Consider the following 15,088-nt stretch of genomic DNA (forward strand, 5'->3'; position numbering starts at 1 on the left):
GGATTATATGGACATTTTTAAAGACATTTCTTCTTCTACCGCCACGAGAGATTTAAAAACAGGACTTGAATTAGGAATGTTATCTAAAAAAGGAGAAAATAATAAAACAACATACACAATTACTGGGTACAACACCGGTAACCGTTGCACAACCCTATAATTTCATAAAAACAAGGCTTTCTTAGCACTTTTAAGCGTGTCTTTCTTATGAGTTTTCCTATTGAAACTTAAAATTAGTGTCGCTTAAAATCAAGCTATTATTACCAAATAGTGACTTTATTTTGAAAATGAGCAAGCCAAGTGATTTTACTCCACTTTTTGCCGTTTTTGTAATGAATTTTAGGTATTTCTTCAAGTTATAAGCAATAAGTTTATACAAATAATCTAACTCAGAAGATAAACGACGATAAAAGTTCTCTTTTGGAATACGATTACTTCACTGAAAATTGTTGAATAATTTTTCTTGATAGATTTTCTTGCCTTGCAGAACCTAAGACACACAATTATTCAATACCTTAGACTTGTGCAACAGGCACACCTTGTATAGTTCATTGCTTTGGCAAGTGATTATTCTAATCGTCTTTTTTCTGTGGGGTAAGAGAAATTAATACCGATTTTAAAAAGTCACGTCAAACCTTCACAATCTTCTTAGTCAGTGTTCCTTGCGGCGTTTCTATCTTTAAAAAATAAATACCTTTACTTTTAATTGTTGAAACATCTAACTGCATTTGTTCAGTATTGATATCTTGCGTTAACAATTTTCTTCCATCAATAGATGTTAAGGTAAGTTTGCCTTTTGTCTTGGTAGGAAAATTGATAAATAACTGATCTACAACTGGATTTGGAAACACTTTAATGTCATTTAAAAACTTTTCATCTATTGATAATAAAAGAATAATATCAAAATCATCTATCTGTAATGATCCAGTCACTATTTCTCCATCAAAACTTATATTAGCATTATGTATAATTCTAATTTTTTCGACATTCGATAGGGTTTCATAGGCAATGCCAGGCACACTAGGCACATAATCACCATCATCTGTTACTTCTATACTAGAACCGCCTTGTACCCAAAAAACTACAGAAGTCCAATCACTCATTGCAGGAATTTCAAAAGACTCTTGTGTAACCAATTCAGCATTATTAAATCCTTTAAATCCCAATCGTATATGTAGCGGAAAATTATTATCATTTTTTACAACAAACTCAAAACCTATTCCCCATGTATCATCATAAAGATTACCGCCATAGTTACATACAACTGCCATTTCGCCAATAGCAGTATTAGAGCCATCACAGGTTTTTAACAAATAGTATTGATTAAATTCATTGGAAGCTGAATGCATTTCCTGAGTAAGCATTGTTGTAGAGCCGTCAGTATTAGTCCAATTAGAAATTCCGTCTTCAAAATCATCTCCTATTTGGCCATAAAAAAGTATTGGAAAGCAATATAGTATTGATAAAAGTAATTGTTTTTTCATAGTGAATAGTGTTGTTATTATAAAAGTACAATTTAATCCACGACTACTAAAAATGGTGTACCCTAAATGGATAAAATATTGTTCAATTTAGGACAACACTAAAGCATTAAATAAACGTACGCGCCCAAAGAATCAACAACACTTGCATTGGCAATCGAATCAAGGTCGGAATGACCATTTTTCCTTTACGTCTAGCCTTTTGAAAGTGATACACATTTGCGGGGAATACGGCAACTAACAGCGCAATAATTCCAATGGCTGCATACGATTGTGTCGTTTCAAACAATAAAGCAATTCCGAGTGCAATCTCCACAATTCCAACAACAATATTAACCGTTGCCGGAGATGGAACCCATTTTGGCGTAATACTCAAAAACATCTTAGGTTTCCAAAAATGGCAAATTCCTGCAAAAATATACAGTATTGCCATTACGTATAAAGAAGTCTGTTCAAATGGTAGCATTGGTTAAAATTTAAGTATTCTTAATTCTTCTGAAGGATGAACTAAAGATATAAAATTTTCAATGAAAAGTCATCTATCTATCAATTTACAATCTTCCTAAGTCAAAGTGTATTTTCACTAACGGAAAAGCTGCAATCACTCAATAATACAGGCTAAAGTTTGTTTTTAAACATAAAAATGGTAGTTTCGATACTACAGATTATTACAATTAAAACCAATACATTATGAAACCAGCGTCTTAAAAATTTTCTCACTCAAGAAAATGATTAATAGCCAATAGCATGTAACCGATAAAAAACAATAAACATAAACACATGAAAAAACTAGGACTCTTACTATTAACTTTTACTGTGATTGTAGCTTGCGGAACTAAAAAATCTGCTTCGACTTCAAAAAACAGTATGACAAGCATAAAAAAAGCAAAAAATAAAAATTTTAAGCAAACCTTACGCAATCAATATATGTTTGAAGTTTCTGAAATCGCTACTGATAAAACGTATGGATTTTCACCAAAAAATGCTGTTGAAGTTGGTGGTGTAAAAGATTCAGAAGGACCAATAAATGAACGACGTTACTTAAACGCTTTATCAGGACCAAATGGAGAAGAAGTTTCCTATTTCAGAGCTGGAAGTTGTTGTCCTGTACCAAGTGAAAATGCTATGTTTGGAGGCAGTGCCATGCTCGATAATTATCGTGTAACTTGGGAAGGTTCTAAAGATACCGTTTCCATCTACATCAACATGTATGACTCTAGTCCATTAAAAGCACCTAAAGGTTTCGGATTACGAAAATAATATATCAGCACATCGTCATTGTATATTACATAAACCTTTTGGATACCTTTCGCTATTTGTCAACAATCAAAACAAGCGAAAAAACGGATTGCGAAGCAATAATTACAAAAATAATCTCCAATAGCAAAAGTGCCCGTTTCAAAAATATTAAAACGGGCACTTTTGTTTTATTTAAACTCATGAAAACTATTTTTCAGTCGCTAAGAATATTTTATAAATATTTTAATTTTAGTTATTTAGTGTAGTTTTTTTATATTAATTTAGAACTGTTAACCTCATTTGATTACTTGATTCCTAGTATTTCACTATTATTAACGTTTAATTAAATATTATGACCTACTTAATCTCTCAGATTAGTACAAAAACATTCCTTATATCGCTTGTTCTCTTTTTTAGCATTCAACTTAATAGTCAAAACTTAACAGAACCATCAAAAAATGTAGTTCAAAATAACTTTTTGTGTGGTACTCCATCTATGACTGAAAAGCAAATAAAATATACACTTGATGTTGTGGATAAGGTAGGAGCTGAGCGAAAAAATGCAGGGACTACATGTTTGCCTATTAGAATTCATATTGTTACGGATGATGCTGGAAATGGAGGAGTTTCAATGGCAGATGTGAATGAAGGTGTAGCAAATTTGAATAATTTCTATCTAGCTGCGGGCATTGAATTTTATATACATTCTGTAAATATTATCAATAGTTCTGCTTTGTATACATTCGATACTACAGAAGAAGCTGCAATGACTGCTGTTCACTCTATTTACGATGCCGTGAATGTCTATTTTGTAGATAGCATCACTGTTCCTAATTTTGGAGGAGCTTGTGGTTATGCCCGTTATCCTAGCAATGATACCAATTCTCTTAATATGTTAATGGATAATGGATGTCTATTAAATGGTCCTAACGGAACTTTTGTGCATGAGTTTGGACACTTTCTCAACTTAGCACATACACATCAGAGTACAGCAAATGGGAATACAGATGCCAACGCTGAAAATGTTCCTAGAACTGGTCCAAACGCCAATTGTAGTTCAACTGGTGATTTATTATGTGATACAGAAGCAGATCCAAATGGTAGTAATGATGCTAATTGTAACTTTATAAATAATGGTGTTAGTACGCAAGATGAAAATGGACTTACCTATACACCAGATATCAATAATGTGATGTCATATTACTCAGATTCATGCGGTGGAATTTTTACACCAGAACAGTATACACGAATAGCAAATGGTTTAGCAACAAGACTTAGTCATACTGCTTATAATTTATTGGGAGCTCCACCTACAGATGTAATCAACCCTTCGGGGTTAACTGCTGTAAGCAATTCATCCGGCGTAGTTTTATCTTGGACTGATAACGCAACAAATGAATTAGGATATTTAATTGAAAGATCTGACGATGGAGGCGCGACCTGGATTGTCCCTGTTGGAGCTGGTGTTGATGCTAATGTTACTTCTTACACAGATACTGCAGTACTTTCAAATACAACCTATGAGTATAGAGTAAAAGCTTCAAATGATAGTTGTAATGATTATTCAGCTACTGCATCAGTTTTAGTAGGAGTATTTTATTGCGGATCTTTAGAATTTACAACGAATGTTGAACCTATTACTTTGGTTGATGTTGCAGGAATTAGTAATGTAACAGATGCTACTTTAGGAGGTACAGCGCATGAAGATTTTACACTCATTGTTGGAGCAATGGAAGAGGGAATGTCCTATCCCATTGCTTTGGAAGGAAATACAGATGGTAATTATACAAATAGATTTGCTGTTTTTATCGACTGGAACCAGAATAGTATTTTAGATGATAGCGGTGAAGTTTATGAAATTACAGAAACAATTACGAACTCAACCGGAACCGATGGCATGCAAGCTACAGGAACGATTGTTGTACCCGCAGATGTTACTTCTGGTAATACTTTAATGCGAGTTAAAAAAATATATGGTACTACCAATTATTTAGATCCTTGTGTAGGAACCGGATATGGTCAAGCTGAAGACTATACGATTACTGTAACTGGTAACGACGTTGTTGTATTAAGTCCAAAAGTATATATTCAAGGTGCTGCCATAAATCCAAATATGGGAGAAGAAGCCTTAATGCGTGACGATTTGCGCGTAGCCAATCTAGTGCCAACTACAAGTCCGTATGCAGATGGATTATCTTGTGATATTTCTGTATTTAATACAACAGGAGCCGATGCAGTTGTGGATTGGGTTTATATAGAATTAAGATCTGCTGTTTCAAATACAACTATTGTAGACAGTCAGTCTGCTTTATTATTAAGAAATGGAATGGTAGTAGGTGTAGATGGTTTTTCTAATCTAGAATTTCAGCAACCAGCTGGAGATTATTATGTGACAGTTAAACATCGTAATCACTTAGGTATAATGAGTGCTGCACCAATATGTTTGTCGAACACTATGACCTCGGTTGATTTTACAGATGCCAATAATCAAATCACTTTTGGGTCTAATGCACAAACCACTTTTGGTATGCCAACCAATATAGTAGCACTATGGTCAGGAGATGTTAATGCAGATAAAATGGTACAATATTTAGGTACCAGTCCAGATACGCCAAGTATCTTATCTACTGTATTAAATGATGCTGGAAATAGTTTAAATTTTCCAACTTTTACGGTTTCCGGATATAATAATAATGATGTTGATATGAACGGAGAAACACAATATAGCGGAACAGCGCCAGATACACCATTTATCTTACAAAACGTATTATCACACTCAGGAAACTTTTTGAATTTAAGTACACATTTAATACAAGAACAAATACCCGAAGATTAAAATACCTGTGCTAAGCGGAGTCCAAGTATAAAAGAAATAGAAATGTATTATCGAAGAAGTTAATTCATTTCTATTTCTTTTAGTATTTGAACACCGAAAATTTGTTTTCGCCAATAAAAATAGTAGTTTTCGACTTTAGAAAGCAACATGTCAGCACATCGTCATTTTATATTACACAAACCTTTTGGATACCTTTCGCAATTTGTCAACAATCAAAACAAGCGAAAAAACAAAAAACTTTTAGGAGAATTACACGATTTTCCTGAAGGAATTATGGCAATTGGGCGTTTGGATGAAGATTCAGAAGGTTTGCTATTTCTCACTACTAACGGAATGGTAAGCGAGCAAGTACGTAGTAAAAAAGTGCCAAAAGAATACTACGTGCAAGTTGATGGCGAAATTACACAAGAAGCCATAGAACAATTAAAAGCTGGAGTCGAAATTGGCATTCACGGTAAAAAATACCAAACTTTACCGTGTGAAGCACATATTTTAAATCCTGCACCAATATTTAAAGCACGCACCAAAAAATTACGCGATGCACGCCATGGACCTACAAGTTGGATTTCGATCACGATAAGTGAAGGAAAGTTTCGGCAAGTTCGGAAAATGACAGCAAAAGTCGGATTTCCTACCTTACGTTTACTACGCATACGCATTGGAAATATTCTGTTGAACGATTTGCCTTCAGGAGAATTTATAGAAGTTGATCGTTTTGATGTTTCATAAGCTACAAAATACAATTTCATAGTACTTCTCGATATAAAATTCTTTTCAGAATTTCACTCGAAGTGACGTTATATTCCTTTAAGAAAAAACGTATTTTACATTTTAAGTTTCAAACCGTCATTTCGAGTGATTTTCAAATAAAATGAAGAAAATTGTATCGAGAAATACTATGAAACGAATAAATTGTTAGACTCTTTTTAATTTAAAATTTAACATTCAAAATATAAAATTCTTTAGACAACATTTATAATTTCAAACCTTCTTTTTGTTAAATAATCGCGCACATATAAAGCTTCTTTTCAAAATTGCGTAACTTTCAGACAACTAATCAATCAAACCAATATGAAAAAATTACTACAATTGCTGGTAATTATGATTCCGCTTGCTGTTTTTTGTCAGTCAGATACAGAAGTATATCTATTTGATTTATCTACAGAAAACAACCAAATACAACTTACAAACGGAAAGAATATTTCAAACAATGAAGGCTACGACAATCAACCTTCGTTTCAATACGAAAATACCATTCTATTTGCGTCTACACGCAACGGCCAAACCGATGTTATTTCATATGCTACAGACAGCGGCAAAAAAAGATGGCTTACGGACACTAAACAAGGAAGCGAATATTCACCCACAAGCATTCCAACAACCAAAGACTTTTCTGCAATCCGATTAGACACTACAGGTTTACAATATTTATATCGATACCGAAGCGGAAAAGGAAAAGCTTTGCTAAAAGACTTAGTTATTGGCTATCATGTATGGAACTCAAGAAATATATTGGTTTCTTTCGTTTTGGATGAACCGCATCGATTGGTAGTTTCTAATTTTAAGAAAAATACACATCTTACAATGGACACCAACATTGGAAGATCATTACACAATATTCCGAATTCAAAATTGGTGAGTTACATCAGTAAAAAAAATGCAACTTGGGAAATTCGTTCGCTTGATACCAAAACAGGAGAAACCAAGAAAATAGCAAACACAGTTCCAAATGTAGAAGATATGTGCTGGTTGGCAGATGGCACCATTTTGATGGGAAAAGGAAAAGCATTGTACCGATTCGATCCCAAAAAAGATACCGAATGGAAGATTGTGAAACTATTCGACAAAGAAAATTTTGATAATATTACGCGAATCACCGCTAATAAAAGAAATAACAGCTTGGTCTTAGTTGCTGAAAAAGAAAAAGAACTTAAACCTACGCTAGAAAACATTCGATGGATTGCTGGCAATTGGAAAGGTGAAGCATTTGGCGGAATTACGGAAGAAAACTGGAGCGAACCTTCTGGCGGCTCTATGATGGCAACATTTAAACTAATTGTGGATGGAAAAGTGAACTTCTATGAAATAGAAACAATTTCAGCAGTAAACAACAGCCTATTATTACGTCTAAAACACTTTAGTAACGAATTGAAAGGTTGGGAAACGAAAGATGAAACTGTAGATTTCCCACTCATAAAGGTCACCAAAAACAAAGCAATTTTTGAAGGCATGACGTTTGAATCTGTCGATGAAAATAATATGGTTGTGTATGTAGCCATCAGTCAAAAAGATGGTGCAACAAGCATTGTCCCATTTTACTATAAAAAAACAACGAATTAAAAACTCAACTTTATATATCCTCGTATGAAATGAGCCATAACAGTCTATTAATACCAACCGATATGATTATTGGCAAATTCCATCTGACAGAATTCATAAAATAAAAAATAAACAGATGAAAAAAATTATCTCTGCGCTCCTACTCTTTTCCGCAACTTTTATGATGTCGCAAACCGATCAACGTTTGTACGATATCATTGATGCAGTTTCGGCTGATCGTATTGAGAACGACATCAGAACATTAGCCAACTTTGGCACACGAAATACATTTAGTGACACCATTTCGGAAACACGCGGAATTGGCGCTGCAAGACGTTGGATAAAAGGTGAATTTGATAAAATATCAGGCAACTGTAAAAACTGTTTAAATGTTTTTTATCAGAAAGATTTTGTAACGAAAGAAGGCAATCGACGTGTACCAAAAGATGCTTGGGTTGTCAATGTGATTGCGATTCAGAAAGGAACAAAATATCCAAATCGTTATATTATTATGAGTGGCGATATTGATTCGCGCGCAAGTGACACCATGGATTTTACCACAGATGCGCCAGGTGCAAACGACAACGCTTCGGGAATGGCGGGAACGATTGAAGCCGCACGTGTTTTATCAAAATATAAATTTGAAAATAGCATTATTTATGTCGGATTGTCTGGTGAAGAACAAGGATTATTTGGCGGACAAGGTTTGGCTAAATACGCCAAAGACAAAGGTTGGGATATTATCGGCGTTTTAAATAATGATATGATTGGAAATATTGAAGGTGTTGATGGTGTGATTGATAACAGATCGTTCCGAATTTTCTCTGAACCAGTTCCAGCAAACGAAACAGAACGCCAACGCAGAGGACGTCGTTTTTATGGTGGCGAAGTAGATGGAATTTCAAGACAATTGGCAAGATACGTTCACAAAAAAGTAAAAACATACATGCCCGAAATGAATCCGGTGCTGATTTATCGTTTGGACAGATTTGGTCGCGGTGGACATCACAGACCGTTTAACGATCTTGGTTTTGCCGGAATTAGAATCATGGAAGCCCATGAAAATTACAATCGTCAACATCAAGACATTCGTGAAGAAAACGGCATCAAATATGGTGATGTGATTGAAGGAGTTAATTTTCCGTATGCGAAGAAACTCACCGCAGTAAACGCCATCAACTTGGCTAGTTTGGCTTGGTCACCATTGCCGCCAAAAGGTGTTCAAATTGGCGGAATTGTACAACCTAGTGTTAAATTTCGTTGGGAAAAATCGGAAGACGATAACATTGTTGGTTATAAAATTTATTGGAGAGACACAACAGCGCCACAATGGCAACATTCACGGTTTGTGGGCAATGTTACGGAGTTTACTTTAGACGGAATTGTAATTGATAATTATTACTTCGGAATTGCTTCTGTTAGTAAAAACGGACACGAAAGTCTAATTGTTTTTCCAGCGAAAATATTTCGATAACAACACATTTAATACAATCTTTCCCAAATGATAAAAGGTCTTTTTGAAACACATTTATTTGTTGAAAATTTGGAGCGTTCCATAGATTTCTATGCAAGTACGCTCAAACTTGAACAATATTTGTATGAAGAAGAAAGAAGAGTTGCGTTATTTTGGATTGGAAAACCACAACAAGCAATGCTCGGTTTATGGGAAAAACCAAAAGAAGAAATTGATCTAAGACACTTTGCTTTTGAATGTGATTGGAAATGGATTTTAAACGAATCTATCAATTTTCTAAAAGCAAACAAATTGCATTTTTGGAATTTTTTACACGATGAAACTGAACGTCCAATGGTATTTGCCAATATTCCAGCAATAGCCATCTATTTCTCCGATCCTGATGGACACTATTTAGAATTTATAGGAACATTACCAGGCAAATATAGACCAGAAAAAGGAAGTTTGGTGGTTTCCTATGAAGAATGGTTAGCCATTGAAAAAAATGATGTTTAATGGTAAAATCGACCTCAATGAAAGAACGCGAAGAACTTTATTTTAAAAACGACATCGAATGGCGTACGTGGTTAGAAAAAAATCATGAAACGTCTACTGGTGTATACCTAATATTCTATAAAGTAAGTTCCGCTACAGAAAGCATGCGTTGGGAAGAAGCCGTAAAAGTAGCCTTGTGTTTTGGTTGGATTGATAGCACGGTAAAAAGACTAGATGACGAACGCAGGCGACAATATTTTTGTCCACGCAAACCAAAAAGTGTCTGGAGCAAACTCAACAAAACCTATCTTGTAGAACTCATTGCTAAAGGAAAAATGCACGAAAGCGGTTCGCAAAAAATGATTGCGGCTATAAAAGATGGTTCATGGACAGCACTAGATGATGTAGAAAATTTAATTGTTCCGAAAATATTGCAAGCAGCATTTGATAAAAATCCTATTGCATATAAAAACTATCAAAATTTTAGCCCATCGTATCGTAAAAGCTACTTATATTGGCTGAATCAAGCAAAACGAGAAGCAACTAGAGAAAAGCGAATTACAGAAATTATTCGTTTGTGTGAAGCAAATATTAAGTCTAGAGATACTTGATAGGTAATTTATTAAAAAAAATAAAACCAATAACTTACTTCATATGACACTAACAGAATTAATCCGATTTTTTAGAAATAATGGCAGTAAGGATAAGTTCTTTGAGATTCATTCGCTAGATATCGAATCTGAAGTGATTGAAATTTACATGCAAAAACCTTTTAATATTGAAAATGATATAAAGTTTTTTGAAATTGAAAAAACTGAAGGTGCGCAAGAATTTGAAATTGAAAACATAAAGCACTACAATCTCACTGATTTCTATTATTTTCTTGATTTTATAGAAGAATCTAAAGAACGTAATAAGTTAACCGACTTAGAGCTTGCAAAAATTTTATTAGATTACGCTCTTAATGACGCATAACGTCTAATGTTTAAAAATGAAGAACATCAACATAAAATCTGATAGAATTAAATTAAGACTGATAAAACTATCCGATCTAGAATCTATTCATACACTGCATTCATTACCAGAAACGGATGAATTTAACACCTTAGGAATTCCTAAAAACATTGAAGAAACACAAACAATTATTACCAATTGGATTGCCGAAAATGAACTAGATACAATCAAAAGTTATACGTTTGCTATTGAAGACAATCAAACTAAAAAATTTATAGGATTATTTGGTTTAAAAGTTGGATCTGAAAAATACCGAAGAGGCGAAATATGGTATAAAATTCATTCGGATTATTGGCGCAAAGGATTTGCTACAGAAGCCACAAACCTGATTTTAGATTTCGGTTTTAACACACTCAACCTACATAGAATTCAAGCTGGATGCGCCGTTGACAACATTGGCTCTATAAAAGTGTTGGAAAAAGTTGGAATGATTAGAGAAGGGCGCGGAAGACAAATATTACCTTTAAAAAACGGTTGGTCAGACAATTTTGAATACTCAATTCTTGAAACAGATCCACGAAAAAAGTAAGTTTTAAAAGCATAAATTATACAATTATGTGCTAAAAACGTAAAATCTAGAGGCTTTTGGTAAAATAATAGTCTTTTTTGTTCGGCACTATAAAATCTAATTAATATCTTGGTTTTGCATTTTCAAAATTTACCGATGAAAAACAAACCGATTATCGTAGCTTTATTGCTACTTACCACCAATTTTTTCTTTGCCCAAAATGATTGTGTTGATGCCATTGTTGTATGTAGCAACCTTGGTTTTGAAAATTTAGATGTTTCCGGAGCAGGAATACAAGAATTATCAAATTCCAATGCATGTGAACTTGAAGAAACCAATTCACTATGGCTAGATCTTACCATAAATACAGGAGGAACTTTAGGCTTTGTACTAACGCCAACACTTACTGACATTAGTGAAGACTATGACTTTTTTGTATTTGGTCCAAATCCTACTTGCAACAACATAGGACAGTCAATTCGTTGCTCAACAACAAATCCCATAAATGCTGGGCTAAGCAACAATCTTACAGGAATGAATGATACAGAAACTGATACTTCCGAAGGTCCTGGTGCTGACGGAAACAGTTTTGTAAGGTCAATAAATGTAAGTCCTGGTGAACGTTATTTTATAGTCATAGACAGACCGCTTGGAGTTGGTGGCTTTGATTTGGAATGGACAGGAACAGCTACTTTTAATGCTGCGCCCAATATTATGATTCCACAAGGAACAAACATCGATTTAGAAGAATGTGATGTGGTAGGCGATCCTAATGACGAAAGTACCTCTTTTGATTTAACAGTAAATTCCGATCTTATCATAGGTGCACAAACTGGTGTGACACTTACCTATCATACTTCAAATACAAATGCACAAACTGGAAATGGAATTATTGGAAATCCTGCTGCTTTCTCCAATGCGTTCAATCCACAAACAATTTACGTGCGACTAGAAAATGATGTGACTGGATGTTTTAGTACAGATGAATTTGAAGTACGTATTTCTGGAGATGTTGATACAGGAATACCCAATAATTTAACTGTATGTGATGATAATAATGATGGCGTTTCTATTTTTGATTTAACTCAAAATGATATGTTGATCGCCAATGGAATTCCCAGTACAACTGTTACATTCTACCTTTCAGAAATGAACGCGGAAAATGATACAAATCCAATCGCAAGTATGTATCAAAACCAAAATGCATACATACAAGAAACTATTTGGGCAAGATTAACTACAGCTGCAGGTTGTTTTGGCGTCACTTCATTTACCATTCAAGTTTTTGAATCTCCAACTGCCAACGTTGTGGAAGACCAATTCATTTGCGATGACAACAATGACGGATTATGGAGTTTAAATTTAGATGACTTAACCACAACTGTTTTAGGAACACAAAATGATATGTTGTTCAATGTCACTTATCATCCAACGCAAGAAGATGCTGATACCAATATGAATGCTTTGGTAAGTCCATATACGAATCAAACTGAATATGTATTGGAAACTATTTTTGTTCGAATAGAAAATAATGAAAATACCGAATGTTTTGATACAACTTCATTTGATTTTGATGTGTTCGATCAACCAATAGCAAATACAGTAGCTAATTATGAACTCTGTGACGATACTTCAGATGGCGACGATGCAAACGGTTTTACCACATTCAATCTTTCTACTTTAGACATACAAGTTTTAGGCGTACAAGACATGATGCAATTCAATATTACGTACTATCAAACGCTCACAGATGCTAATGACGCAATGAATGAGCTACCAAACATGTACACTAATACAGATGCTGGAGGAAACGCAATAGCGGTTCGTATTGAAAATGTAGACAATCCTACTTGTTTCAGTACCGGAATAGTAAATGTCGTTGTAAATCCTTTACCTGTAATTACAACTCCTGTTTCGTTACGTCAGTGTGATGATGATACGGATGGTATTTCTGACTTTAATCTCACGGAAGCAAATTCACTAATATCTGTTGATGCAGCGAATGAAACCTTTACTTATCATAACAATTTTGAAAATGCGGAAGCTGCAACCAACGCTATTCCTACTCCAACAGCGTATACTGCCGCAAATAGCGGAAAAATTTTTGTGCGAATTGAAACTGTAAACGGCTGTTTTAGAATTGGAGAAATTAACTTAATTGTAGCTGCAACGCAAATTCCAGATACGTTTCAAATAGCGTATGAAGTATGTGATAATACTGCTGTAGATGGAGACAATACAAACGGAGTGGCAACCTTTGACTTTAGTGACGCAGAAGCACAAATCAACGCATTATTCACAGCTACAGGTCAAACGTTAACAATTACCTATTATGAAAACTTTGCAGATGCGTTAGCAGAAGAAAACGCAATTCCCGACATCAGTAATCATAGAAATGATGCTTCACCTGACATTCAAAACATTGTCGTTCGTGTAGACAGTGATGTTGATAACGCTTGTTTAGGACTCGGAGAACATATTACGCTAACAGTAAATCCTTTACCCGATCAAAACACAATTACGGATTATATTGTATGTAATGATGATGCCAATCAATTCACATTCGATCTTAGCATAAAAGATTCTGAAGTCATTAATGGACAAACTAATATTGATCTTACCTATCATGAATCGCAAGTGGATGCAGACACAAACATAAACGCAATTGTAAGTCCATATACGACTTCTTCAAGAACAATATATGTACGTGCCATCAATACGGTAACTAGTTGTATCAATACGGCAATGAATTTTGAGTTAATCATCAATGAAAATCCGACTGCAAACATGCCAACTGACTTAATTGTCTGTGATAATGATCCGTTTGATGGAATCTTTGCAAGCGATCTCAATTCACAAAGCGCACAGATTATAGGAACTCAAATGGATGTCTCTGTTCAATATTATCTAAATCAGGCTGATGCCGAAAACAACACAAATCCATTAGCTTCTCCATACACAAACACAAGCAATCCACAAACTATATATGCCCGAATTGAAAACGGTACAACAGGCTGTTTCAATATAACAAATTTTGATATTATTGTAAGTGAAGCGCCTATAACTTTCCCCGCAACAGCACTAGAATATTGCGATACGGACAATGATGGTATTGGCGTTTTTAATCTCACTACTGTAGAAGATGAAGTTACGGGCGGAATGTTAACAAACATTGCTATAACTTACCACGAAACACCCGAAGATGCCATTAATAATGTAAACGCTTTGGCGGATATATACAGCAACATCAACCCAGAAACGCAAACAATTCATGTGCGTGTTGAAAATGTATTAACAGGTTGTTTTAATGTGGTCGATTTAATTTTAATTGTGCACGATTCTCCTGAAATTGCTGCAATTGATGCGACAAGTCTTTCAGAATGTGATGATGTCACAGCGGATCAAATTGCACAATTCGATCTTACGGAAAGTGAAACAGATATTCTAAACGGAGAAGATCCAACCACGCATACTGTTCGCTACTATAACACGCAAGCAAATGCTGTCGCGGGAACGACTACAGGAGAAATCAACAACACAAACGCCTACAGCAACATTCCACCAAGTCCACAAGTAATTTGGGTACGCGTAGAAGATCAAGTAACAGGTTGTGCGAGTATCACAAACTTAACGTTAATCGTAAATGAACTTCCAGTATTGGTGCAATTGCCAGGATTAGAACTCTGTGATGCGATTACACTAAATGACGAAACAGAAGTATTTGACTTAACTTCTTTGGCAGA

The 15,088-nt window shown here is 34.7% G+C and carries 11 protein-coding genes and 1 pseudogene; 10 read left to right on the plus strand and 2 right to left on the minus strand.

All coding sequences use genetic code 11. From position 1 onward, the window contains the following. Positions 1-629: 629 nt before the first annotated feature. Positions 630-1,484: a T9SS type A sorting domain-containing protein gene (locus tag AB8B65_RS14325; RefSeq protein ID WP_405301850.1), complete on the minus strand. Its 855-nt coding sequence runs from the start codon at positions 1,482-1,484 to the stop codon at positions 630-632. Between the two features lie 106 nt (positions 1,485-1,590). Continuing rightward, positions 1,591-1,947 carry a MauE/DoxX family redox-associated membrane protein gene (locus AB8B65_RS14330; RefSeq protein ID WP_405301852.1) on the minus strand — a complete coding sequence of 119 codons (357 nt, stop codon included), beginning with the start codon at positions 1,945-1,947 and terminating at the stop codon, positions 1,591-1,593. 314 nt (positions 1,948-2,261) lie between these two features. Between AB8B65_RS14330 and AB8B65_RS14335 the strand changes: the two genes are divergently transcribed. The 10 genes and pseudogenes from AB8B65_RS14335 to AB8B65_RS14380 all read left to right on the plus strand — a co-directional run. Then, the gene (locus AB8B65_RS14335) at positions 2,262-2,741 is read left to right on the plus strand and encodes a 2-dehydro-3-deoxyphosphooctonate aldolase (RefSeq protein WP_405301853.1); all 480 of its coding nucleotides are present in this window, start codon (positions 2,262-2,264) and stop codon (positions 2,739-2,741) included. Between the two features lie 331 nt (positions 2,742-3,072). Then, entirely contained in the window at positions 3,073-5,556 is a 2,484-nt protein-coding gene (locus tag AB8B65_RS14340) for a GEVED domain-containing protein (RefSeq protein ID WP_405301855.1), read from the plus strand. Positions 5,557-5,703: 147 nt separating this feature from the next. Further along, complete coding sequence (locus AB8B65_RS14345; RefSeq protein WP_405301857.1) at positions 5,704-6,285, plus strand: pseudouridine synthase; 582 nt, start codon at positions 5,704-5,706, stop codon at positions 6,283-6,285. Between the two features lie 342 nt (positions 6,286-6,627). Next, positions 6,628-7,896 carry a DUF6265 family protein gene (locus tag AB8B65_RS14350; protein ID WP_405301858.1) on the plus strand — a complete coding sequence of 423 codons (1,269 nt, stop codon included), beginning with the start codon at positions 6,628-6,630 and terminating at the stop codon, positions 7,894-7,896. Positions 7,897-8,011: 115 nt separating this feature from the next. Then, positions 8,012-9,349, plus strand: a complete 1,338-nt coding sequence (locus AB8B65_RS14355) for a M28 family metallopeptidase (protein WP_405301860.1) — start codon at positions 8,012-8,014, stop codon at positions 9,347-9,349. A 27-nt stretch (positions 9,350-9,376) separates the two neighbouring features. Next, complete coding sequence (locus AB8B65_RS14360) at positions 9,377-9,844, plus strand: VOC family protein (RefSeq protein ID WP_405301862.1); 468 nt, start codon at positions 9,377-9,379, stop codon at positions 9,842-9,844. A gap of 17 nt (positions 9,845-9,861) precedes the next feature. Further along, a complete protein-coding gene (locus AB8B65_RS14365; RefSeq protein ID WP_405301864.1) occupies positions 9,862-10,434 on the plus strand; it encodes a YdeI family protein in 573 nt (190 codons plus the stop codon). Between the two features lie 43 nt (positions 10,435-10,477). Next, positions 10,478-10,798, plus strand: a complete 321-nt coding sequence (locus AB8B65_RS14370; protein ID WP_405301866.1) for a hypothetical protein — start codon at positions 10,478-10,480, stop codon at positions 10,796-10,798. 16 nt (positions 10,799-10,814) lie between these two features. After that, complete coding sequence (locus AB8B65_RS14375; protein WP_405301868.1) at positions 10,815-11,366, plus strand: GNAT family N-acetyltransferase; 552 nt, start codon at positions 10,815-10,817, stop codon at positions 11,364-11,366. A gap of 135 nt (positions 11,367-11,501) precedes the next feature. After that, positions 11,502-15,088: pseudogene (locus AB8B65_RS14380) on the plus strand (hypothetical protein); the annotation flags it as partial.

It is taken from the genome of Kordia sp., from assembly GCF_045105435.1.
Lineage (GTDB): Bacteria > Bacteroidota > Bacteroidia > Flavobacteriales > Flavobacteriaceae > Kordia.